Annotated in this window: 16 protein-coding genes; 9 read left to right on the top strand and 7 right to left on the bottom strand. The window is 30.5% G+C overall.

Features of this window, described 5'->3' with window-relative positions; translation table 4 throughout:
• The first annotated feature begins 19 nt into the window (after positions 1-19).
• Positions 20-1,006, top strand: coding sequence for a hypothetical protein (locus ELUMI_RS01385; protein WP_025734500.1), 987 nt, complete (start codon positions 20-22; stop codon positions 1,004-1,006).
• A gap of 101 nt (positions 1,007-1,107) precedes the next feature.
• On the opposite strand, the gene ELUMI_RS04525 is transcribed toward ELUMI_RS01385, so the two are convergent.
• From ELUMI_RS04525 to ELUMI_RS01410, 6 genes are all read right to left on the bottom strand, one after another.
• Positions 1,108-1,278, bottom strand: a complete 171-nt coding sequence (locus tag ELUMI_RS04525) for a hypothetical protein (RefSeq protein WP_156921426.1) — start codon at positions 1,276-1,278, stop codon at positions 1,108-1,110.
• 157 nt (positions 1,279-1,435) lie between these two features.
• The gene (locus tag ELUMI_RS01390; protein ID WP_100618533.1) at positions 1,436-4,678 is read right to left on the bottom strand and encodes an N-ethylmaleimide reductase; all 3,243 of its coding nucleotides are present in this window, start codon (positions 4,676-4,678) and stop codon (positions 1,436-1,438) included.
• Between the two features lie 552 nt (positions 4,679-5,230).
• Entirely contained in the window at positions 5,231-5,419 is a 189-nt protein-coding gene (locus tag ELUMI_RS01395) for a hypothetical protein (RefSeq protein WP_100618534.1), read from the bottom strand.
• A gap of 158 nt (positions 5,420-5,577) precedes the next feature.
• A complete protein-coding gene (locus tag ELUMI_RS01400) occupies positions 5,578-10,833 on the bottom strand; it encodes a lipoprotein (protein ID WP_100618535.1) in 5,256 nt (1,751 codons plus the stop codon).
• A gap of 304 nt (positions 10,834-11,137) precedes the next feature.
• Positions 11,138-11,326, bottom strand: a complete 189-nt coding sequence (locus ELUMI_RS01405) for a hypothetical protein (protein WP_100618534.1) — start codon at positions 11,324-11,326, stop codon at positions 11,138-11,140.
• Between the two features lie 45 nt (positions 11,327-11,371).
• Complete coding sequence (locus ELUMI_RS01410) at positions 11,372-16,939, bottom strand: lipoprotein (protein ID WP_100618536.1); 5,568 nt, start codon at positions 16,937-16,939, stop codon at positions 11,372-11,374.
• Positions 16,940-17,298: 359 nt separating this feature from the next.
• Here ELUMI_RS01410 and ELUMI_RS01415 point away from each other — a divergent pair, with 359 nt between their 5' ends.
• The 4 genes from ELUMI_RS01415 (at position 17,299) to ELUMI_RS01430 (ending at position 22,096) form a co-directional block, all read left to right on the top strand.
• Positions 17,299-17,676, top strand: coding sequence for a hypothetical protein (locus ELUMI_RS01415; RefSeq protein ID WP_025734026.1), 378 nt, complete (start codon positions 17,299-17,301; stop codon positions 17,674-17,676).
• 271 nt (positions 17,677-17,947) lie between these two features.
• Positions 17,948-18,844, top strand: a complete 897-nt coding sequence (locus ELUMI_RS01420; RefSeq protein WP_025734027.1) for a hypothetical protein — start codon at positions 17,948-17,950, stop codon at positions 18,842-18,844.
• 1 nt (position 18,845) lies between these two features.
• A complete protein-coding gene (locus ELUMI_RS01425) occupies positions 18,846-20,159 on the top strand; it encodes an SGNH/GDSL hydrolase family protein (protein ID WP_025734028.1) in 1,314 nt (437 codons plus the stop codon).
• Positions 20,159-22,096, top strand: a complete 1,938-nt coding sequence (locus ELUMI_RS01430) for a hypothetical protein (RefSeq protein WP_025734029.1) — start codon at positions 20,159-20,161, stop codon at positions 22,094-22,096. The genes ELUMI_RS01425 and ELUMI_RS01430 overlap by 1 nt, the downstream gene beginning before the upstream one ends.
• A gap of 107 nt (positions 22,097-22,203) precedes the next feature.
• Here the strand turns inward: ELUMI_RS01430 and ELUMI_RS01435 are convergent, their stop codons facing one another.
• Complete coding sequence (locus ELUMI_RS01435; RefSeq protein ID WP_100618537.1) at positions 22,204-22,998, bottom strand: Pr6Pr family membrane protein; 795 nt, start codon at positions 22,996-22,998, stop codon at positions 22,204-22,206.
• Between the two features lie 448 nt (positions 22,999-23,446).
• Between ELUMI_RS01435 and rpsJ the strand changes: the two genes are divergently transcribed.
• From rpsJ to rplW, 4 genes are read left to right on the top strand one after another with little or no spacing between them, the layout of a single operon-like run.
• On the top strand, positions 23,447-23,755 hold the full coding sequence (rpsJ, locus tag ELUMI_RS01440) for a 30S ribosomal protein S10 (RefSeq protein WP_025734031.1): 309 nt from the start codon (positions 23,447-23,449) through the stop codon (positions 23,753-23,755).
• A 43-nt stretch (positions 23,756-23,798) separates the two neighbouring features.
• Positions 23,799-24,554 carry a 50S ribosomal protein L3 gene (rplC, locus tag ELUMI_RS01445; RefSeq protein WP_025734032.1) on the top strand — a complete coding sequence of 252 codons (756 nt, stop codon included), beginning with the start codon at positions 23,799-23,801 and terminating at the stop codon, positions 24,552-24,554.
• A gap of 12 nt (positions 24,555-24,566) precedes the next feature.
• Positions 24,567-25,193 carry a 50S ribosomal protein L4 gene (rplD, locus tag ELUMI_RS01450; RefSeq protein ID WP_025734033.1) on the top strand — a complete coding sequence of 209 codons (627 nt, stop codon included), beginning with the start codon at positions 24,567-24,569 and terminating at the stop codon, positions 25,191-25,193.
• Positions 25,193-25,477 (top strand): 50S ribosomal protein L23, encoded by a 285-nt coding sequence (gene rplW, locus ELUMI_RS01455; RefSeq protein ID WP_025734034.1) that lies wholly within the window; start codon positions 25,193-25,195, stop codon positions 25,475-25,477. The genes rplD and rplW overlap by 1 nt, the downstream gene beginning before the upstream one ends.
• Positions 25,478-25,531 lie beyond the last annotated feature (54 nt).

Here is a 25,531-nt window from a genome sequence, read left to right on the forward strand (position 1 = left end):
AAATAAAGAAAGGAGAAGCATGCTGTATATTGGAGAACAAGCGATTTTAGTTGAAGTTCAAAAGCATGCTTCGACTTTTTTAATTGGTGATGAAACTTTTGATTTGTTACCAAACAAAATCGAAAATGCGATTTTAAGTAGTGCAAATTGAAATCGAGCTTTAAAATACAAAAATGCTGATCGCCCTGCTTTTACATTAATTGGATACTTTATGATTCGTTTTGAAATTTATTTAAGTGACAATAAAATTATTTGTTTATCTAAAAATAGTTTTGAACAAAAAATCTTAAATCAAAGCAAATTTCAAAACGAATTTTTACAAGAAATCTTTGATTTTCGTAATCGTAATTTAAAACACTTTAAAGTTAAATCACTTCCAAACGATGTTGAAGAATTAAATATTATTGAAAAAATTGATGTCAATTTAAACCATGTTTGAATGGGGGAAAATTATAAACCAGATAAAACTAAATATAAAGTTTATTTCAAAACTGGTAAATTTAGTTTTGAACAAAATTTTCGAAATCAATCGATTTATAGTTTTGAAAATGAAAATTTTCAAAACTGAGATTTAATCGATTTTAAAACTGGAATGTTCTATTTACAAGGGGAATTTAATTTAAATATTTCAGTGAATTTAACTTTTGAAAAAGAAGATAAAATTCTGGCTCAAGAAATCATGAATCAATTAGTTGCAGAAATTAATGCCAGCGAAGATTTTACACCCGAAACCAAACCATGACATTTATATAATGTGACTAGAAATGAAGAAATTATTGTTGAAACTTTCAAAAAATATGCAAATAGTTTTGAATATTTAGACTTAATGGACTATTTAAATCAACTCTTTAAATCAATGAAAATCAATTTTTTTCCAACGATTTTCGCTAATCAAGCAATCCAAAAAATTCTTTTCAAAATTGCTCAAACTGATAAAAGTAAAATCGATTTGGAAAATAATATTCAACGTTTTGACTCTACACTTAAACCAAAGTTCGAGATTTAAACTCGCATATTTTTTAATCAAAAACTATTACTAAAAATTAAAAAAGCTATGAACAAATTCGCAACATTTGTTCATAGCTTTTTATCTAGAAATTATATATTTTAATTATGTTTCTCCCCATGTTCTATACGAAAATTAGAATCAACACAATATCTAATAACGTTACCATTATTTGTGATATATGTTTTCTTTTTAAAATATTTCATTTTTGCTTTAAAATTTTGATACTCTTCTTCGGTTTCAAAATCTACTGTAATTCTTTTAATGATCATAAAACTTGCTCCTTTGGGTATTTTGTATTAAAGTTAATAATAGTTTATTTTTTACTGTAAATAATAAATATTACAGAGTTTAGTTTTGAGGTTATTTATACTTTTTATTTGGGTAATTATTTCAAATTTCAGTCTTCTTGATTTATATTAATTATTTTTATTGACCTCACGTTAATGTAATTTCACCCGTTCATCCATTTCCGCGTCCATAGAATGTATATTTTGAACGATTACCTGATCAGTGTTGTGATAATCATATGTAATTACCACCAAAAGTTTCATCTAATTTCTTTTTTACCTGATGGATTATATTATCACTACTTTGATTTAGGGATACACTATTTAATATTTGTTGTAATTGATCTTTAATTTGACTGATATCTCCTCCTCCTGGATTAGGATTTGTGCTTCCATTTCATAACAATTCTACTTCACCAGTGTATTGACTGGTTCCGCCTTTAAACTTAAAGTACTTTGCATCATACCTTCATAGTTTTACAATGATTCCACTATATTGCGGGATATTATTTAGTCTCTTTTCAGTTTCTCTTTCCATTTTATAATAGTCATCTAACGGAACTGAATCTAAAATTTTTTGCAATTCATTTTGGATTGTTTTAATGTCAATAAGTTTTTTTACTGAAATTGTAAAACCTCCGATAATTCAATGACTGAAACTAGTGCTTTGGATTTGAATGTTCATATCTTTTTCTGGGTTTCCAGCAATTGTATAATCTCGTCCAAATGTTACGCCATTAGTTACATTTTCTTGAATTTTTGCTTCAACTTTTTGTTTAACTTCATCAATCGTAGTCTTGTTATTTATGCCTTCAATCGTAGTTTTTGTTATATCAAATTTAGCCCCAGGATTTGGATTTGGATCTGGTGAAATTGGATTGGTGATTGAATCATTTTCACTGATTTGTAAGACAAAGCCACCAACTAAGTAATCTCCTTGAGCAATAACACTCACACTTCCGGTCATGTGAATTAAATTGTTTTCCAAGAGATTATCTACTCCTTCGATTAGATAATCTTGTCCTAAAATAGCACCATCATATTTAACTTTAATTTCATTACCAACTTTGGTATAAATTGCATTTTTATCTGTTCCCACTTTTATATCATTAATCTTAATATTTGAAATATCTTTTTTGATAATTGGTTCAACTTTAATTGTAAAACTTCCTGTGATTCAAAGACTAAAACTAGTACTTTGAATTTGAATGTCGGTATCTTTTTGGGGATTTCCAGCAATTATATAATCACGCCCAAACATAACACCTTTAACAACATTTTCTTGAATTTTTGCTTCTACTTTTTGCTTAATTTCATCAATTGTGATTTTACTATTAACACCTTCAATTGTAGTTTTGGTAATATCAAATTTAACCCCAGGATTTGGATTTGGATCTGGTGAAATTGGACTAGTGATTGAATCATTTTCATTGATTTGTAAGACAAACCCACCAACTAAATAATCCCCTTGAGCAATAATGCTGATACTTCCAGTCATGTGAATTAAGTTGTTTTCTAAGAGATTATCTAGTCCTTCAATTAAATAATCTTGTTCTAATGTAGCACCATCATATTTAGCTTTAATTTCATTACCAATTTTGGTATAAATTGCATCCTTGCTTGTCCCTACTTTTATATCATTAATCTTAATGTCTGAAATATCTTTCTTGATGATTGGTTCAACTTTAATGGTGAAACCTCCAGTAATTCAATGACTGAAACTAGTACTTTGAATTTGAATCTTGGTATCTTTTTCTGGGTTTCCAGCAATTGTATAATCACGTCCAAATGTGACACCATTACTTACATTTTCTTGAATTTTAGCTTCTACTCTTTGCTTAACTTCATCGATTGCAGTCTTGTTATTTATACCTTCAATTGTGATTTTTGTTATATCAAATTTAGCCCCAGGATTTGGGTTTGGATCTGGTGAAATTGGACTAGTTGTTGAATCATTTTCATTGATTTGTAAGACAAAACCACCAACTAAATAATCCCCTTGAGCAATAACACTCACACTTCCAGTCATGTGAATTAAGTTGTTTCCCAAGAGATTATCTAGTCCTTCAATTAAATAATCTTGTCCTAGTGTAGCACCATCATATTTAGCTTTGATTTCATCACCAACTTTGGTATAAAATGCATCCTTGCTTGTCCCCACTTTTATATTATTAATCTTAATATCTGAAATATCTTTCTTGATGATTGGTTCAATTTTAATTGTAAAACCTCCTGTGATTCAATGGCTGAAGCTAGTGCTTTGAATTTGGATGTTGGTATCTTTTTGTGGATTTCCAGCAATTGTGTAATCACGCCCAAATGTGACACCATTAGTTACATTTTTTTTAATTTCTGCTTCAACTTTTTGCTTAACTTCATCAATCGTAGTCTTGTTATTTATGCCTTCAATCGTAGTTTTTGTTATATCAAATTTAGCCCCAGGATTTGAGTTTGGATCTGGTGAAATCGGGCTAGTTGTTGAATCATTTTCATTGATTTGTAAGACAAATCCACCAACTAAATAATCCCCTTGAGCAATAACACTCACACTTCCGGTCATGTGAATCAAATTGTTTTCCAAGAGATTGTCCAACCCTTCGATTAGATAATCTTGTCGTAAAATAGCATCACCATATTTAGCTTTAATTTCATTACCAATTTTGGTATAAATTGCATCCTTGCTTGTCCCTACTTTTATATCATTAATCTTAATGTCTGAAATATCTTTCTTGATGATTGGTTCAACTTTAATGGTGAAACCTCCAGTAATTCAATGACTGAAACTAGTACTTTGAATTTGGATGTTGGTATCTTTTTGGGGATTTCCAGCAATTGTATAATCACGCCCAAACATAATACCTTTAACCACATTTTCTTGAATTTTAGCTTCTACTCTTTGTTCGATTTCATCCATTGTGGTTTTATTAGTTACACCCGTAATTATAAGTTTGGTAATATCAAATTTAGCACCCGGATTTGGGTTTGGGTCAGGTGGAATTGGGCTTGTGATTGAACTATTTTCATTTATGTCTATGACAAATCCACCGACTAAATATTCCCCTTGAGCCATAATGCTTATACTTCCAGTTGTTCTAACAACGTCATTACTTAAAAGTTCATCCAATCCTTCAATCAAATAATCATGATCTAATTCAGCTTTTTTATAGATGGTTCTAATTGCACCAAGAATTTTTTCATGAATTATTTTTGCATTAATTCCAACTTGTAGATCATTAATTTTTAGTTTAGAAATATCTTTAGGTTCTGCATCATTTTCTTCTTCTTCTGGTTTCTCATAAACACGTACGCCACAAGAAACAACTGTTGCAGAAAGTGTTCCTGCTATCCCGATAGTCGAGAGTAATGTTAATAGTTTTTTCATTTTTTTTAAACATCCTTTTGAGGCGGTCTGAATTTATAAATGAAATGAGGTCAAAAAGATTTTTAATGTTCTTTGCGAATTAGATTTTGTGAGTATTAAGGATTTTTATCGGTCAATAGCCAAAATAACTTAGATAACACACTTCTTAATTAGAGGTCGGTTAAAATAAATACCATTTTTAAATTTGTGGTACTAATATGAGTTTTGATAGTTTTCAAACTTGAAAACTAAATCTTTTATATTTTGGTAATACTCGGTTTATTGTTTTAAAAACTGCTCACATAGCATTTTTTAAAACAATTATTCAACCCTAAGATAAGTGGAAATATCGATATTTTTTAAGAATCATTTTTTCAATAATCTTTTTGAGGACATTTTAATTTTTATATATTTGCCTCAATATTATTTTCCCACTTTCTGCTGCTATTGTCAAAAAAAATTTATAATTTATTTGGTGAAAATGAAGGTTTTTTGAAACACAAAAAACAAGGACTTTTAGCCATTAAAAAAGAGTAATAAACTTTTGGTTTACTACTCTATTTAATTGAGAAATTATATTGTTTTGATTGTGTGTTCTTCTTCTTGATCTGTCTCCATATCAAACTTGGCATCCACACAATACCTAATAACATTCCCGTTATTTGTAATATATGTCTTCTTTTTAAAATACTTGATTTTAGCTTTAAAATCCTTATATTCTTCTTCGGTTTCAAAATCGATTGTTATTCTTTTGATGATCATAAGTCTTCCTTTCTTGGGTATATTTGATTTATAGTTAGTAATTGCCTATCATTGTTGTGTGTAGTAAAAATTATTCTATTTTTAGTTTCAGTTCAAAATGAATTTATGAACAATTTTTCTATACACCTTGATTTAAAAAGATGATGTGAAATTACAAATTATTGTAATTTGTTTGGTCAGTTTGGATTGCGTCATGACAGTGTTATTCTGCCTGTTCATCCATTCTTATCCCCTCAGAACACATATTCATTTCTACCTGTAGAAGCTTGTCGTACTACTATGCCTTTTAATTCTGGGTCACTTGCTAATTCTTCGTTCATTCTTTTTTCTAATATTGAATGATGTTCTTGGATTGCTTGTCTATCTAGTAATGCTTGTAATCTGTCTCTCACAATTGAAACATCGTTTGAACTTGGTGGATTAGGATTTGGTGGTTTTACATTTGAATCATGTGAAACTCGAACTTTTCCCTTACCACTAATTCGATCACCTTTTCCATAGATGTATCAATTACCAGAATATGGAGCTTTGTCGATTACAGCGTTGTCATTTGTATTTCCATTGGTGTATCATGATATTTCACTATCCATCATCTCATAATCAACACCTTCAACAGCGTCTTTGCCTAATCTTTTTGACAATTCTTGTTTTACTTTACGTTTGGCTTGACCCACAGTTTCTCCGACATAAGCATCAACTAAAAGACCATCAATATTAATCTTATTCCCTGGAGTTGGTGGATCAACTGGTGGATTTGTACCTGGAACTGTTCCATCCTTGTTAACATGAAAGATGAATTTACCCTTAAGTCTATCCCCAACCCCAAAGACGTCTACTGTCCCTGAATCTTTAAAAGTAGCATTGAGTCCACCATGAATGTCATGTGTTAATTTAGTTACTTGGTTCATATCGATTCGATAATCACGGCCTTCATCAGGGTATCTACCCAACACTTCTTTTTTTATTTTTTCTTGTATTTTAGCATGAGTATTCGCTACAGTTTCTCCAATTTTAATTCCCAAACTAATCTTGCTTACATCTTTCCTATTATCTAGAACATTAATTGTAAATGCTCCTGTAATTAATTCACTTGAGTCAGTTGCTTTAATTTGAATAGTTTGACTATTTTGTGGATTTCCTTTAATTGTGTAATCAGTTCCTAAAACTGCAGCTTTATTAATAGCTTTTATCTTATCCGCAACTTTATTCTTAACTTCACTATCAGTTGTTTTATTGGTTACATCAGTGATTTTAATTTTAGAAATATCATCTTTTATATAAATTGTTTCTGTTCAAGTGTGAGTTAATGGAAGTTCACCAACATATTCATGGACATTATTGATATTGCCATTAGCACTAAAAATATATAAATCTTCGCGGTTTTCTGTATGAGAACCACGAGACAAACTACCTTTTTTAACACTAATTCCGCCTAAAGGATAATCTTTATTAACTCGATTTTGTAAATCACTTTCAGTTCAAGCTTCTGTTGGACGTTCGGCTAAAATTGCTTTCAATGCAGACTCAAGATCTCCTATAGGTTTGGTTGTATCAGTTGTTTTTGATCAATTATGGTCTAAACTAGTTTGACCATTATAGTTGAAAGCATTCTCAACTTTTCCATTCCCAATAAATTTTCATTTGTCTTTGCCAGGCACTATGCTTGAAGAACGAGTTGAAACCCCATCTTTTTGCACTGTAATTGCTCCAACACCATCAATTTTATCAACCTCAATTTGCAACTCACTTTGAGTTCAAGCTGATTCTTTTCTACCACTTAAAATAGTTTCTAATTGAGCATTAATGTCTGAAATAGGTTTGGTTGTATCAGTTGTTTTTGATCAATTATGGTCTAAACTAGTTTGACCATTATAGTTGAAAGCATTCTCAACTTTTCCATTCCCAATAAATTTTCATTTGTCTTTGCCAGGCACTATGCTTGAAGAACGAGTTGAAACCCCATCTTTTTGCACTGTAATTGCTCCAACACCATCAATTTTATCAACCTCAATTTGCAACTCACTTTGAGTTCAAGCTGATTCTTTTCTACCACTTAAAATAGTTTCTAATTGAGCATTAATGTCTGAAATAGGTTTGGTTGTATCAGTTGTTTTTGATCAATTATGGTCTAAACTAGTTTGACCATTATAGTTGAAAGCATTCTCAACTTTTCCATTCCCAATAAATTTTCATTTGTCTTTGCCAGGCACTATGCTTGAAGAACGAGTTGAAACCCCATCTTTTTGCACTGTAATTGCTCCAACACCATCAATTTTATCAACCTCAATTTGCAACTCACTTTGAGTTCAAGCTGATTCTTTTCTACCACTTAAAATAGTTTCTAATTGAGCATTAATGTCTGAAATAGGTTTGGTTGTATCAGTTGTTTTTGATCAATTATGGTCTAAACTAGTTTGACCATTATAGTTGAAAGCATTCTCAACTTTTCCATTTCCAATAAATTTTCATTTGTCTTTGCCAGGCACTATGCTTGAAGAACGAGTTGAAACCCCATCTTTTTGCACCGTGATTGCTCCAACACCATCAAGTTTATCAACTTCAGTTTGCAAGTCATTTTGAGTTCAAGCTGATTCTTTTCTACCACTTAAAATAGTTTCTAATTGAGCATTAATGTCTGAAATAGGTTTGGTTGTATCAGTTGTTTTTGATCAATTATGGTCTAAACTAGTTTGACCATTATATGTGAAAGCATTATCAATTTTTCCATTTCCAATAAATTTTCATTTGTCTTTGCCAGGCACTATGCTTGAAGAACGAGTTGAAACCCCATCTTTTTGCACTGTAATTGCTCCAACACCATCAATTTTATCAACTTCATTTTGCAACTCACTTTGAGTTCAAGCTGATTCTTTTCTACCACTTAAAATAGCTTGTAATTGAGAATCAATGTTTGTAATAGGTTTGGTTGTATCAGTTGTTTTTGATCAATTATGGTCTAAACTAGTTTGACCATTATATGTGAAAGCATTATCAATTTTTCCATTTCCAATAAATTTTCATTTGTCTTTGCCAGGCACTATGCTTGAAGAACGAGTTGAAACCCCATCTTTTTGCACTGTAATTGCTCCAACACCATCAATTTTATCAACCTCAATTTGCAACTCACTTTGAGTTCAAGCTGATTCTTTTCTACCACTTAAAATATCTTGTAAATTTTTTGTAATTGTTGAAATATCTTCTGATTTGTCAACTGTCTCTTTTCACTTATGAGTTAAAGTTATGTTGCCATCATATTTGAACTTATTGTATTCTGTTCCGTTTCCAATAAAGTTGTATTTATTTTGGTGAAGATTTTCCCCAGAAATACGATTTGAAGTTTCGCTTTTTTGAACTGTAATCTCTCCATTGCCATATCTTGTATTAATTCGATTTTGTAAATCAGTGTCGGTTCAAGTTTGGGTTGGTCGTTCATCCAAAATAGCTTGTAGCTCAGCTTGAATTTTTGAAATATTTTCTGTTAGGTTAAGTTGTTTAACATCAATTGTAAAACTTCCTATAATTCACTTGCTTGAACCAGTTGCTTTAACTTGAATTTGTTTATCATTTTTGGGATTACCTTCAATTAGATAATCAATACCAAATTTAGCCTCCTTAGATATTTTTTGAATTTCTTCTTCAATTTTATTTTTAAGTGCGCCCTCAGTTGTTTTATTAGTTACATCAGTGATTTTAATATTTTCAATGTTGGTTAAAAGAGGAATTAGTTCTGGTCGAATAGAACCAGGTGGATTTGTTCCCGGTTCGAATGGTTTTGTTGTTGAACCATTTTCATTAATTTCTAAATCAAATCCCCCATGTAAACGTGCTCCAACACCTTTAACAGTTACCTTTCCATCAATTCCGATAACACCTTCTTTTATGATTTTTTCTAACCCTTCAACTGTATAATCTTGGCGTAATTGAGCATCTTCATATTTCGCTTTAATTTTTTCTGCAATTTTTGCATGAGCTTGATCTATGTTATCCCCATATTTAATGTCATTAACTTCAACGTCTGAAATATCGATAGAACGAATAACTGGTTTCACATTGATTGTAAAACTTCCTTCAATTAATTCACTCAAACTAGTTGCCGAAACTTTGATAATCTTGTCTTTTTTTGGATCTCCAGAAATTATATAATCTCATCCAACTAAAACATCCTGTTCTGCAAATTCTTTGATTTTTGAATAAATAATAGCATCAAGTTCTTTCTTGTCTGTTTCATTGTCAACATCTGTAATTTCACCTTGTAAAAGATAAATATCTTTCTTTTCATCAGGAATTGTTGGTCGGTTCGGTTTTTCAATTGGTTTAGTTATTGATCCATCCTCACTAATTTCTAATAAAAATGCTCCCATTAAATAATCTCCAATGGCCAGAACACTTACATATCCAGTGATGTCAATTTTTTCGTCCTGATCATCGATTAATAAATTTTTTAATCCTTCAACTTTATAATCTGTATCTAATTTAGCATTATCATATAAGGATTTGACTGCATTCAAAATTTCACCCTCAATTGCACGAGTTTCCATTCCGACATTGATATTATTTATTTCAATATTCGAAATATCTTGTTTCACTTGAATTTCAAAATTCTCTTCAATTCATGAACTTGAACTAATTGTTTTAACTTTAATTATTTTATCTTGTTGTGGATTTCCAACAATTAGATAATCAGCTCCTAAAATCGCTTCTTTAGATATAGTTTTAATTTTTTCTGCCACTTTTGTTTTAACTTCAACCATTGTTGTTTTATTAGTTACATCTTTGATTTCAATTTTAGAAATATCTTTCTTTTTATAACCAGGAATTGTTGGCTTAGTTGGTGGGAGTGGAGTTGTTGTTGAACCATTTTCATTAATTTCTAATAAAAACCCACCAGTTAAATAATCTTCATTTGCAATAACGCTGATCAATCCAGTTCTAATAATCTTAGTTCCACGTAATAAGTCATCTAATCCTTCAATGACATAATCTAAACCTAATTGAGCATCAACAAATAAGCCTTTAATTTCTTTATCAATTTTGTCTTCAACTGAAGCTTTTTCAAGTCCGACTTTGATATCATTAATTTGAATCTTGGAAATATCTATTTGTCCAACACTTATTTCAAATTTTCCTTCAAGTAATTTACTTGAAGGCACAGCAACAACAACGATTGTTCCTGGTTTGTTTGTATCACCATTAATGACATAATCAACTTCAATTCTTGCTTCTTTAGATATTTCTATTATTTCTGTCTCAATATCTTGTTTTAATTGTTCAAAATCATCACCAACATGAACTGAGTCAATATTAATATCTGAAATATTAACTCGATCATAAACACGAGTTCCGCAAGCAACAACAGTGGTTGCACTTCCCCCAACCATTAAAAGACTTCCTAATAATGCTAATAATTTTTTCATTTTTAAAATCCCTTCAAGCCATAAGCTTATCTTAATTTTCTTTTTTTTTTTTTTTTGTCAAGAAGTATTGAAAAATAAACACTTTTGTGATTAAAAAGGCAAAAAAAAGTCAAAAAAAACCAAAAATTATGCCTTTTTCACACTCTTATCGAAAACTATTTATAGACTTTTAAAAAAATGAAATTAATTTGAGTTTGGACTCAAATGAAGTGGTTTTATATCCATTTAAGCAGTAAAAAAACGCAAATTTGCGTTTTTTTTGTTTTATTAAGATTTTAGTTTATTCAACTATTTGATTGAGAAATTATATTGTTTTGATTGTGTGTTCTTCTTCTTGATCTGTTTCCATATCAAACTTGGCGTCCACACAATACCTAATAACATTCCCGTTATTTGTAATATATGTCTTCTTTTTAAAATACTTGATTTTAGCTTTAAAATCCTTATATTCTTCTTCGGTTTCAAAATCGATTGTTATTCTTTTGATGATCATAAGTCTTCCTCCTTTGGGTATTTTTTTTAAAAGTACTTCTTTAATTTATAATGGCAGTGCTCAAGCTATGTCTATACGACCATGTCATGGATTGCCATCACCAGTAAATATAAATCAATTTCTAGGTATTCCATTTCTAAATTCATATGTCGTAGTTATACCACTGAATTCACGATTTACCGCATCTCTTATATTGGCTGTCAGACTCTCCATACTACTTGCGCTCGTAAATGATCTGACGATTCTCTGCAATTCATCTTTGATCTTGGCTATAGGTCCTCCACCTGGATTAGGACCAGGATTTGAGTTTCCATTTCATAACAATGATACTTCACCAGTGTATTGACTAGTTCCCCCTTTAAAATCAAAGTACTTTGCATCATGCCTTCATAGTTTTACAACTATTCCACTATATTTTGAGTTGTTATCTAATTTTTTTTGAATTTCTGCTTCCATCTTATATTTGTCACCTAATGGAACTGAATCTAAAAGACTTTGTAACTCACTCTTAATATTACTAATATCATTTCCGGTTGGTGGTTTTACATTTGAATCACGTGAAACTCGAACTTTTCCCTTACCACTAATTCGATCACTTTTTCCATAGATGTATCAATTAGCAGAGAGTGGAGCTCTGTCGATTACAGCATTATCATCTGTATTTCCACTTGTGAATTCTGTGATTTCACTATTTTTCATTTCATAATCAACACCTTCGACAGCGTCTTTGCCTAATCTTTTTGATAATTCTTGTTTTACTTTACGTTTGGCTTGACCGACAGTTTCCCCAATATAAGCATCAACGAAAAGACCATCAATATTAATCTTATTTCCTGGATTTGGTGGATCAACTGGTGGATCAATTACTGGTGGTTTTGGACCAGTTCCAACAATAAGTTTGAAAGAACCTTTAAGTTCATTTCCTTGTGTGTATACTCCAGCTTCTCCATTTTTTCCAAATGTATCAGTATCATGCGCACTTCATGCGCCTGTTAAGTTCACCAGTTCATTAAGTTCAAAATAATAATCGGTACCCTCTTTTGCTTTGCTAAAAACATTATTTTTTATTGCTTCTGCCACTTTCTTTTTAGCAAACCCTATAGTATCACCAATTTTAACTTGAACTTTTAAATGACTGATATCTCCATTTGTAGTAATAAGTTCTGAACCATTATGATCCAAAGTAATATAACCATAATATTGGAAATTATTGTCTATATTTCCTTTTCCAATAAATTTTCATTTTTGTGTATATGGTTTTGTGATGGTGGCACGATTTGAAGATTCTATTTTCTCCACTCTAATTTCTCCAACATTATATTTTGTATCAACTTCATTTTGCAATTCACTTTGAGTTCAAACTTGGGTTGGGCGTTTGTTTAAAATAGCTTGTAAATCATTTGAAATTGTTGAAATATGTATAGTTTTATCAATTGTTTCTTTTCAATTATGATCTAAATTAACATCACCCTTGTATTTATATGAATTATTTATTGAACCATTTCCAATAAATTTGTATTGGTTTGTATGATCTAATACACCTGAAGCACGAGTTAAAGCATCGATTTTTGCAACTGTAATTTCCCCTGCTCCATATTTTGTATCAACTTCAGTTTGCAACTCACTTTGACTTCAAGCTTGGGTTGGGCGTTTGTTTAAAATAGTTTGCAAATCATTTGAAATTGTTGAAATATTTTCTGTTTTATCAATTGTTTCTTTTCAATCATGATCCAATGTAACATTACTATTGTATTTATATGAATTGCTGATTAAGCCATTTCCAATAAATTGGTATTGGTGTTTGCGATTTTCTATACCTGAAGCACGAGTTAAAGCATCAATTTTTGCAACTGTAATTTCCCCTGCTCCATATTTTGTATCAACTTCAGTTTGCAACTCACTTTGACTTCAAGCTTGGGTTGGGCGTTTGTTTAAAATAACTAGTAAATCATTTGAAATTGTTGAAATATTTTTTGTTTTATCAATTGTTTCTTTTCAATCATGATCCAATGTAACATCACCATTGTATTTATACGAATTGCTGGTTAAACCATTTCCGATAAATTTGTATTGATGCACACGGTTTTCTACACCAGAAGCACGAGTTAAAGTGTCGATTTTTTGAACTGTAATTTCTCCAACGTTATATTTTGTATCAACTTCATTTTGCAACTCACTTTGAGTTCAAGCTTGAGTTGGACGTTTATTTAAAATAGCTTGTAAATCAGTTGTAATGGTTGAAATATTTATAGTGTCATCAATTGTTTCTGTTCAACTATGTGTTAAAGTAATTGACCCTTTGTACTGATGTTCATTACTAATATTACCATCACCACTAAAAATATATGGATCATTGTGGCTTTGCGGATGAGAAGCACGAGATGAACCACCTTTTTTAACACTAATACCACCTAAAGGATATTTTGTATTAACTTCAGTTTGCAACTCACTTTCAGTTCAAGCTTGGGCCGGACGAGATTTTAAAATTTCCTCTAATGCAGTTTGAATTGTTGAAATAGGTTGGGTTGTGTCACTTGTTTCTTTTCAACCATGAGTTAAAGTAACGTCACTATTATATTTATATGAATTGTTGACTGAACCATTTCCAATAAATTTTCATTCTTGTGTGTGATGTTGTGTTTCTCATGCACGAGAAGAAGAGTTTATTTCCTCAACTGTAATTTCTCCAGTTCCATATTTTTCATTAATTTTAGTTTGTAAATCGTTTGTAGTTCAACCTGCATGTTTTTTCTCATCTAAAATGTGTTGTAATTCACCTTGAATTTGTGAAATAGGTGATGTTGTATTTATTACAATTGATCACTTATGTTTCAAAATAATATCACCGTTATATTTAGCTGAATTGCTAATTAAACCATTTCCAATAAATTTTCATTCTTGTGTGTGATGTTGTTCGTCTCATGCACGAGAAGAAGAGTTTATTTCCTCAACTGTAATTTCTCCAGTTCCATATTTTTCATTGATTTTAGTTTGTAAATCGTTTGTAGTTCAACCTGCATGCTCTTTATGGTCTAAAATTTTTTGCAGTTCATCGTCAATTGTTGAAATATGTACAGTGTCATCAATTGTTTCTTTTCAATTATGAATTAATTTAATATCACCGTTATATTTAGCTGAATTAGTAATTAAACCATTTCCAATAAATTTGTATCGATTCACACGATCCACTACATCAGAAGCTCGTCCAAAAGCATCAATTTTTTGAACTGTAATGTGCCCAATACCATATGTTGTATTAACACGAGCTTGCAACTCACTTTGAGTTCAAGTTGTGGCAGAACGTTCGTTTAAAATAGCTTGTAAATCATTTGTAATTGTTGAAATATGTACAGTTTTATCAATTGTTTCTTTTCAATCATGATTCAATGTAACATCACCATTGTATTTATACGAATTGCTGGTTAAACCATTTCCGATAAATTTGTATTGGTGCACACGGTTTTCTACACCAGAAGCACGAGTTAAAGTGTCGATTTTTTGAACTGTAATTTCTCCAACGTTATATTTTGTATCAACTTCATTTTGCAACTCACTTTGAGTTCAAGCTTGAGTTGGACGTTTATTTAAAATAGCTTGTAAATCAGTTGTAATGGTTGAAATATTTATAGTGTCATCAATTGTTTCTGTTCAACTATGTGTTAAAGTAATTGACCCTTTGTACTGATGTTCATTACTAATATTACCATCACCACTAAAAATATATGGATCATTGTGGCTTTGCGGATGAGAAGCACGAGATGAACCACCTTTTTTAACACTAATACCACCTAAAGGATATTTTGTATTAACTTCAGTTTGCAACTCACTTTCAGTTCAAGCTTGGGCCGGACGAGATTTTAAAATTTCCTCTAATGCAGTTTGAATTGTTGAAATATCTTCTGTTTTATCAATTGTTTCTTTTCATTCGTGAGTTAAAGTAACATCACCATTGTATTTATATGAATTGGTGATTAATCCATTTCCGATAAATTTTCAATCTTGTTTATGATGTTGTTCGTCTCAAGCACGAGAAGAAGTTTCGATTTCTTGAACTGTAATTTCTCCAACTCCATATTTTGTATCAACCTCATTTTGCAACTCACTTTGAGTTCAAGTTGCATGCTCTTTCTCTGCTAAAATTTGTTGTAGTTCTTCTTTAATTGTTGAAATATGGATTATATCCTCAATATCTCTTTCGACATCAATTGTGAAACTTCCAAAAATTAAATCACTTGGATCAATGGCATCGACTTTGATTATCTTATCGTTTTTGGGGCTCCCACCAATTGTATAATCCCATCCAAAAATAGCATCTTCAGGTTCAACTAATCTGCGAATTTTTGAATAGATTTGATCATTAAGTTCTTCCTTAGTTGTGTCTTTGTTAATACCTGTTATTTTTCCTTGTAATTGAGAAATATCTTGTTTCTTAAAATTTGGATCTGTTGGTTTAGTTGGTGGAACGATTGGTTTAGTTATTGAACCATTTTCATTAATTTGTAATAAGAACGCCCCGGTTAAATTGTCTTCAATTGACTTAACTCCGACAAACCCTTCCATATCAATAATTTGGTCTTCATTATCTTTTAATAAGTTTTCTAATCCATGGACTTCATAATCTTTATTCATTTCTGCATCACTATATAAAGCCTGAATTGCATCACGAATTGTTCCATTGATAGCATCTATACTATGTCCAACTTGGGCACCTGTAATATTTATCTTGGAAATATCGTATATTTGTTTAACATCAATTGTAAAACTTCCAGTTATTCACTTACTTGTAAGTGTAGTTTTAACTTGGAGTACTTTATCTTTTTGTGGGTTTCCAGCAATTGTATAATCACGTCCAAAAACTGCTCACTTAGATTTAGTCTTAATTTGTTTTTTGACTTCTGCTATAGCATCTTGAATTGTACTCATACTATTAATGTTTATTATTTTTCCTTGCAAGTCAGAAATATTAACTCGATCCTCAGGTTTTGGATCTGTTGGTTCAGTTGGATCTGTTGGTGGAAATGGGGTTGTTATTGACCCATTTTCATTGATTTGTAATAAAAATCCGCCAATTAATCACTGCCCAATTGCGATAACACTAACAAAACCAGTCATGTTAACTTGATCACCAACTAATAAGTCATCTAATCCTTCAATGATATAATCATAACCTAATTGAGCATCTCCAAATTTAACTGTAATTTCATCTGAAATTCTATGCTCAACTCAAGCTTTGGTGTCTTTAACTTTAATATCATTAATTTTAATGTCTGATATAGGTATTTTGTCACCTAGAACATCAAGTTTAAATGATCCTTCAAGTAATTTACTTGAAGACATAGATTCAACAATTATCCTGCCTTTTCCTGATTCGGTTGTATTACCTTTAATTGTATAATCGACATCAATTGCAGCATCTTGAGAGATTGTTCTTATTTCAGCTGCGATGTCTAGTTTTAGTTTTTCAAAATCATCATTAAGTCAAACTAATGGAAGCTTGGTATTAATCCCTGAAATATTAACTCTATCATAAACACGAGTTCCGCAAGCAACAACGGTGGTTGCGCTTCCCCCAACCATTAAAAGACTTCCTAATAATGCTAATAATTTTTTCATTTTTAAAATCCCTTCAAGCCATAAGCTTATCTTAATTTTCTTTTTTTTTTTTTTTTGTCAAGAAGTATTGAAAAATAAACACTTTTGTGATTAAAAAGGCAAAAAAAAGTCAAAAAAAACCAAAAATTATGCCTTTTTCACACTCTTATCGAAAACTATTTTTAGACTTTTAAAAAATTGAAATTAATTTGAGTTTGGACTCAAATGAAGTGGTTTTATATCCATTTAAGCAGTAAAAAAACGCAATTTTGCGTTTTTTTAAATAGACATTATGGTTGTCAAATAAAACCGAAAGTTAAAGTCACGACATTTAATTTATTGGTATAATCAAGAAAAATTAGAATGGAAATAATTAACAAATGGACACAGTACTGGCAAATTTTGAGAATGAAGAATTCAACTTATATATTAATGATGTCGAACAAGTTCGAGCTGGAAAGTTTAAAAACATTAAATGAAAAGAACAACAAATTAAAATGTTCAGGTTATTACAATCAATTGAACAAGATATGTGAATTCAAATCTATGATGTTTTTTTAGATAAACAAAAAAACGTGATTAAAATTGGTTTTAGACTAACCCCAGAAGCTTCTTTTTATCATGAGTACCCAATGATTGATTTTGATGTCAAAGGTAACATTACAACTGATCTTAAAAAAGAAGTGAAAACTTTGAACCCCAAGGCATTAAAATTATGTAAAAATTTCTATGATGTTTTAGGACAAGTTAATCACTAAAACATAAAATTGGAAAAAAGTCTGCTTATCGTTGGATAATCAGACTTTTTTTAATTTTTTGACCCCTTTTTCACCTTTTTTTGTTTTTTTGATATTCAATAATAGAGTAAATATTTAATTTACATTGATCAAAGTTCTTTTATCCATTTTGAATATCATTGTTAAAACTTAGTAGAAGCGATTTTGCAAAATAAAATTTCACTTTTTAAAGCTAAAATATTCAAATATCACCAAATAATATGACACATTAAATTTTAAAAAAGGAAGTATTATGAAGAAAAAAATTTCAAGAAAATATAAATGAGGAATTGGGCTGTTAATTTTTTATATTTTAACAAGTTGGATCCTTCTTGTTCCTGGGATGGGAATTGAAGCTAAATTATTTATAAGTTCAGCTGACAAACAAATTCAACGGATTTTACCAAAAAATAAATACATTTTAGATCCGAGTTCTAAAATGTATGACGCCATTATGACTGGACCGGTCAAAAATTCATATATTGCGGCTGCTGTTTCAACCATTAATTTTAGCAATCAAGATGATTATGAGAAATTTTATGACAAATATGTTGATTTTGCCAAAACATGATTTGAAAATCGTTGAAACCAAGATCTTGTAAGCAAAAAAGCAATTGATTTTAATGATATCGGAATTGACATGATTGCTTTTGATGAGGCTGTGGCAAGCAAGTTCCAATCATTTGGTTTTGTGCATACAGGAATTGAATGAATTTTTCATCCTGGTGGATTGGGTGAAATTTTTTCCAAAGACTTACAAAAAGTTGCTGAAACCCAAGATTTTGTGTGAGATCAAAAATATTATGATGACCAAATTCAAGTGGAAATGTTTCCTGAGTTATTAGGTTTAAGAATTAAGGATTCAATTGGTTCAAGTATTGTCAACAACAAAGTTTGATTTTTAAATCAACAAATTGATTCATTAAAATTTGTGCTTAAAATGGGCCTTTTAGATAAACCATTTATGAATAAAGATTTAAAAGCAACAGATATTGCTGATTATGTGCAAGTCAACGATTTACATCATCCCGATTTTGCTGTTTCTAAAAGATTCATGAAAGCAGCAACCATTAACTGATTCTTAAGCTTTGTCATTGGGGTTGGGGGAACAATTTATTTAGTTGTAAAAATTAAAAAGGAGAAACAATAAGATGAAAAAGTTATTAAGTTATTTAATTCCAACTCTTTTAATGGTAGCAACTGTTGCCACCACTGTTTCTTGTGTGCAAAAAACTCCCGTTGACCCCAAAAAAGATCCATTATATCTTGGAAAAATGATTAATAAAAGTCATGCCATTGATAGTAGTGAACAAACCAAAAGTGGTTTTACTAATTACTTTATCATTGGGGATAGTTTATCTGATGTTGATGGGCTAAGTACTTTAATTCCAGCTAAATTTAACAATTCATTAATTGAATTTGAAGTTAGTCTTGGTGGAGTTGGATATGGCGAAGTTGATGGAAGCCACAAAGGCATAAATTCTTTTACCAATGGTGAAACTGCTGGTTATCAATTGTCAAAAATGTTAGGTTTCAGTCAAGCCATGAAACCAAGTAACATTTTTGAAAAGACGCCTAAATATGATCAAAATGGGGTTAAAGTTTTTGGAAAAAATTATGCAGTTGGAGGAGCAACGGCGGCTAAACTTGGTTTTCCTTCTTCACTGATGTTAAATGATGCAACGGTTGATATTCAAACGAAAGCCTTATTAGAACAACACAAAATTAAAGATAAAGATTTAGTTTTTATGGAAATTGGGGGAAACGATTTACTCTCATTAATTCAAAGCTTTGAAGACCAATCTGAAGCTCAACACAAATTTATGATGGATGGAATTAATCGAATTCGAACAGCGTTGTTTAATCTATTAAACAACGGTGTGAAACATATTATTTTTATGACTCCACCACAAATGAATTTTGTCCCATCTTTCAAAGAACATTTTAAAGATTTTAATCCCATTGATGATGAAGGTAGACGCATTAATAACATTTGCAATGAGTTCTATAAAGCGTTACGAGAAGTTTTAAAAGAAGTTGAACAATACTATCCAAAAGCTGTTGAACTTTTTGATATTTTTCAAGATGAAACAATTCAAGATTTACAACAAAAGTTTAAAGAAGCTAGTAAAAATCCCGATAAAGTTAATATTTGAGACAGTTATTCAAAAAGTGCTTTTGAAATTTCGATTAATGACCAACCAATAAACATGAGCCCAACAGCACTTGGAAATTTAATCAAAAATCCCAATGCAATTGATCCAGCACTTGTTAAAAATAAAGAAAAGCAACCAATTAAAATTAAGGTCAAAATTAAAGCTGATGTTGCTGCTGGAAATGAGGGTAAAAATATTGATGATTTCTTTTTCACAGATTCAATCCATCAAACCAAAGGTGTGCATAAAATAGTTGCAGAAAAATTACTTGCAATTGCCCAAGCAATTGCACAAGGGGTGAAGAAATAATGAAAAAGTTATTAACCTTATTAGGAGCAACGATTATTACTTGCTCATCAACAATGACTTTAATTAGTTGTGATAATTCTAAAAACCATATCCAAACTTCAGTTGATGAGCAAGCAATTTTAGACATCTATTTGCAAGAAATTGCTAAAATTGCTTATTTAAGCAAAGAAAAAGGCTATGACACCAATTATTTATTTCAAAATTTTGTGGCAAATAAAACTATTAAAGAATTAACTGCCAAAAATCCAATTGCTGAATTAAATTCGAAAAAAATCAACAATTTAAGAGAACTACAAAAAACATATTTTACAACCAACGTTATCGATCCAGAAATCGATATTAAAGAAGGGATTAAACCTGAAAAAGCATCAACATCAATCTTGCAAACCTTGGCTCCTTTGATTGGAATGTTATCAAATCCTAAAATCCTTACAACGATTGGTCCAGTTTTGCCAGGACTCTTAACAAGTTTAAATCTTGGTGGAGAATCTGGAATTGGAAATTTATTAGAAAAAATTCTTGATAAGAACACCATAGACTTATTAACAAATAGTTTTAAAAACGATAAATATAGTGGCAAAACTTTCCAACAAGCGATCGATATTTCTTCGATCAAATTTGTTAATGCCATAAATAAAATTATAGGTGTGAATACTCAATTTCAACCTGATAATAAAGAAGACAAAGAAGCAGCATTAAAGAGTTTGGTGAAAAATTTAGGCGAATTTATTAGCTCTAAAAAAACATTCAATTTTTCAATTTTATCAAACATAAAAGAGATAGTTGATATTGTCGAATTTGTTAGGTTGCTATTGATTTATCTTGATAAAATTGAAAATGAACCACCTAATATGACTTGAGTTGAATTAAAAGATTTACTAGAAAGAAAAGTTGATGATTTTTCAAATGAAGTCGATGTGAAAAAAGTTTTTTCTAGTTTACTTGATAAAGAGAAAATGCAAAACTTGTTAAAAAGTTTATTTTGAGGAAAAGAAGAATATATAACAATGGAATCACTTGACGATATCTCTAGTTTCATGAAAAATTTCGATAATGAAAACTATACTGAAATTGGTTTTACACCCATCATCAAAGCTTTGGTGAATTCATTCATGCCAAGTATGGGCGGGTATATGACTGGTCTATTAGGCATACTATCAAAAAATTCTCCTATAGCAGGAGATGGTCTTGCCTCTTTAGCTTCTGTATTGTCAGGATTAATTGTCGGAATGCTTCCGGGGTCTATTCCTCAAAATTTTAAAAAAATTATTGAGAACATGTTATCTAATAAACAATTTTTTACTCACCCATGAGACTATTTATGGTCTAAAGATTTTGTAAAAGCAATAATGATAGAAAATTCAAATGTTGCTAATAATAAAGCTGAAGAATCTAATGAAAAAGAAATTGAAAATTTTCTAGACATTCCATTAAAAAAACTAACAGGCTTAAAATCGATCTTACAACATAATCTTTCTGACAAGACATCAATTAGAAGCATTGTGGAAAAAGTAACCAAAGCAGGAGGAGAATTAAAAATTGACTTTGATAATTTTGTTAATTTAATTAACAAAATTCCTGCATTAACAACATTCTTAAAAGATCCAACTAATGTTTCAATAGAAACTTTAGGAATTCAAAATGGAAAAATTATCCCGGGTTCTTTAATGGACTCGATTAGTAAAATATTTCAAGATTTAAAAGGCATTGTTTCAATTGAAAAAAGTCTTCAAGCATCCAAAGAAAGTTACAATATTGAACACTTTAAAAAAGTTCATCAAGAGATGCAAGATGCATTAAATGCCATCAAAGTAACTAAAGTCGAATTCCTTGATGATGAACATATAATTACTTTAAACAATACTAAAATAGTTAAATTCAAACTTGATAAAATTCACAATAAAAGTCAAATTATGGAAATTAATATAACCCAATAATTCTAATTTTTAAGCAAACAAAAATCAGCAACAAGGCGTTGCTGATTTTAAATTATGTCAAATAATTAGGATCAAAACTAGTTGTAAAGATGTTTAGAATTCTGCATTTAATTTGTTTCAATTGGTTGATTAGACTTATGCTTTCTTTTATAAACATAATTATTTGTCAACACAAAAAGCAAGAAGAAGGCAAGTAATAAGATAGCCAAGACAAGGATACAAACAAAATTACTTAAAGCTAAGTTATCGCCAAAAAGTGGTTGACTAAAATTGGTAAAACTATATGGATATAAGAAGTATTTAATCCCATCTTTTGTTAACATTTCAGCACGAATAACTAAGAAAACACAATAGGCAGCTGGATAAACAAATAGTGTTCAAACTCTCTTTCAAGAAACAGTTGCTTGACCCATTGTTAAAACATAATAAACGATCATTAATAAGGGTGTTAATAAATGAGTTAAAGAAGTAATTGCAACATCGGATGCTGTTTTTGTGGCAAAATCATATTCACTAGCATCGCCCAGAATATTTAAAACAATAACTCCTCAAAATAACAACATTGTCGTGGTGATATAAATTGTAATATTGGTTTGGCTTGTGCGATTAATAAACTTGTTTTTGTGTTCTTTGCCATGCCCAAAAACAGCAAACCCAAATCATAATAAAACTAAAAGATTTGTTTGAACGGACCAAAAACTAATAAGGACATTAAAACCATATAATGTTGGAAAAAGATGGACAGGATACGAAGAGTTCTTATCAACATATCATTGATCAATAAAACATCCCCAAATAATTCCAGTAATAATCAATAAAACACAAATAATAAAACTTGTTAATTTAAAAATAAACCTTCAATCCTTTAAATAAAGGAGACTTTTGTTAATATTTAGCTTCATAAAATAATTTTCACACAGAAAAAACCAATATAATTTTAAATCTTTTAAAAAACACTTTATTTAAAAGATTTTTTTAACATTTTTTAGTTTTTTGCCCATGAAAAGAACAAAAAACTAAAAAAACATAAAATCAGCAGCAACATATAGAAAGAATTTTATCAATGTATGAAAAAATAATACTTTTATAATATAAGGTTCTTGTTTTCACAAGTTTTAACCACAAAAAGATTGATTTTTTTGTCCAAATACCCAATTAATTACAGATTATGCAAAATTTAGGGTTAATTACCTCTGGTTAGCCCTAAAAATTCACGTTTTTTCAATTTGACTATTGTTTTGCCTTGAAAATGGGTTATACTTTTAATTGCATGTATATTTTGTGTGCTCAACAGCAACACACTGGCAATGGTTGTCGTTGCAATATTAAATGTAAAAAGGAGAGATTACTATGGCAGAACAAAAAATGAGAATCAAAATCAAAGGCTACGATCACGCAATTGTGGATCAAAGCATCATTAAAATCATCGAAGCTGCTGAAGGAACTGGAGCGAAAGTTCGTGGACCAATACCTTTACCAACTGACAAACAAATCATTACAATTCTTCGTGCTGTTCACAAATACAAAGATTCACGTGAACAATTCGAAATGAGAACACACAAAAGATTACTAGAAATTCTAAATGCTACACCAACAACAATTGATACTTTAAAAAGAGTTCAATTACCAGCTGGTGTTGATATTGAGATTAAACTTTAGACGACAACAAAGTATACATGATTATCATTAGGAGGATAAACAAATGAAAGGAATCTTAGGACGTAAGGTAGAAATGACTCAAATTTTTGCAACAGATGGACGTTTAATCCCTGTTACAGTAGTTGAAGTTTTACCAAACACTGTTTTACAAGTTAAAAACCTTGAAAAAGATGGATACATCGCACTTCAATTAGGAGTTCAAGATAAAAGAGTTAACTTAGTAAACAAACCCGAAATTGGACACTTTAACAAAGCCAATTCCGCACCTAAGCGCTTCGTAAAAGAGATCAGAAACATGGATGGTTTTGAGCAAGGACAACAAATCACTGCCTCAGACATCTTTGAAAATGGTCAATTAGTCGACGTAACGGGAACATCAAAAGGAAAAGGTTTTCAAGGTTCAATTAAACGACATAATTATGCAAGAGGACCAATGGGTCACGGATCAGGATACCACCGTGGAACTGGTTCAATGGGTGCAATTATTAACCGTATTTTTAAATCAAAGAAAATGCCTGGACACATGGGGCATGCTAAAAGAACTATTCAAAACTTGGAAGTTGTTTTAGTTGATAATGCAAACAACATTATGTTGATCAAAGGATCAATTCCAGGACCAAAAGGACAGTTTGTCACAGTAAGACAAAATGTTAAAGGTCTTAAAGCAAATCAAGCAGCAGAATTATTAATTAGAAAAGAAGCAGTTCCAGCAATCGAACCAACAGTTGAACCAACAGTTGCACCAGTTGTTGAAACAGAAGCTGAAGTTGAAACAACTCCAGCTGCAAGTGCTGAATAAGAGAGGGCAATTATGAAATTACAAGTTTTAAATGTTCAAGGAACAAAAACTAAAGACATTACTTTAAACGATAATGTTTGAGGAATTGAACCACATCAACAAGCGATTTATGACACAGTTGTTTCTCAACAAGCTGCATTGAGACAAGGAACAAGAAAAACAAAAACCCGTGCTGAAGTTTCAGGAGGGGGACGTAAACCTTGAAGACAAAAAGGAACTGGACGTGCTCGTCAAGGATCAATCCGTTCTCCACAATGAAGAGGTGGAGGAGTGGTATTTGGTCCAACACCAAATATCAATTACACAAAACAAGTAAATAAAAAAGTTAGAGCTTTAGCTTTTAAATCAGTTTTATCATTAAAAGCAAAAGACTCAAATTTAATTATTGTCGACAAATTTGAATTTTCAAAACCTTCAACCAAAGATATGGTTGAAGTGATGAAAAACCTACAAATTGATGATCAAAAAGTTTTAATTGTGACTAAGGAAAAAGAAGAATTAGTCATTAAATCTGGAAATAATATTGAAGGATTAAAAACTATTAATACAAAACAATTAAATGTATACGATTTAATGAATGCAACTAAATTGTTAATGACAGAAGAAGCAGCGATGGCTGTTGAGGAGGTGTACGCATAATGCATATTACTGAAATTATTAAAAAACCAGTTTTAACTGAAAAATCATTTTTAGGTCATGCTAATGGTGTTTACACATTCAAAGTGGACAAACGCGCAACTAAAACTGAAATTAAAAGAGCATTTGAACAAATCTTTGAAGTTAAAACAAAATCAATCCGTACATCAAATTATGATGGGAAAGAAAAAAAGATGGGACGTTTCGTTGGGAAAACAAACGCCTACAAAAAAGCAATCATCACTTTAAAAGCTGGTGAGTCATTAGACGTGCTAAACGATTTATAGAAAAATCTTCCCAAACAAGATAAATTATTGTAAATCACAAGCTATATAGAAGGG

The organism is Williamsoniiplasma luminosum, from assembly GCF_002803985.1.
Taxonomy (GTDB): domain Bacteria; phylum Bacillota_I; class Bacilli_A; order Mycoplasmatales; family Mycoplasmataceae; genus Williamsoniiplasma; species Williamsoniiplasma luminosum.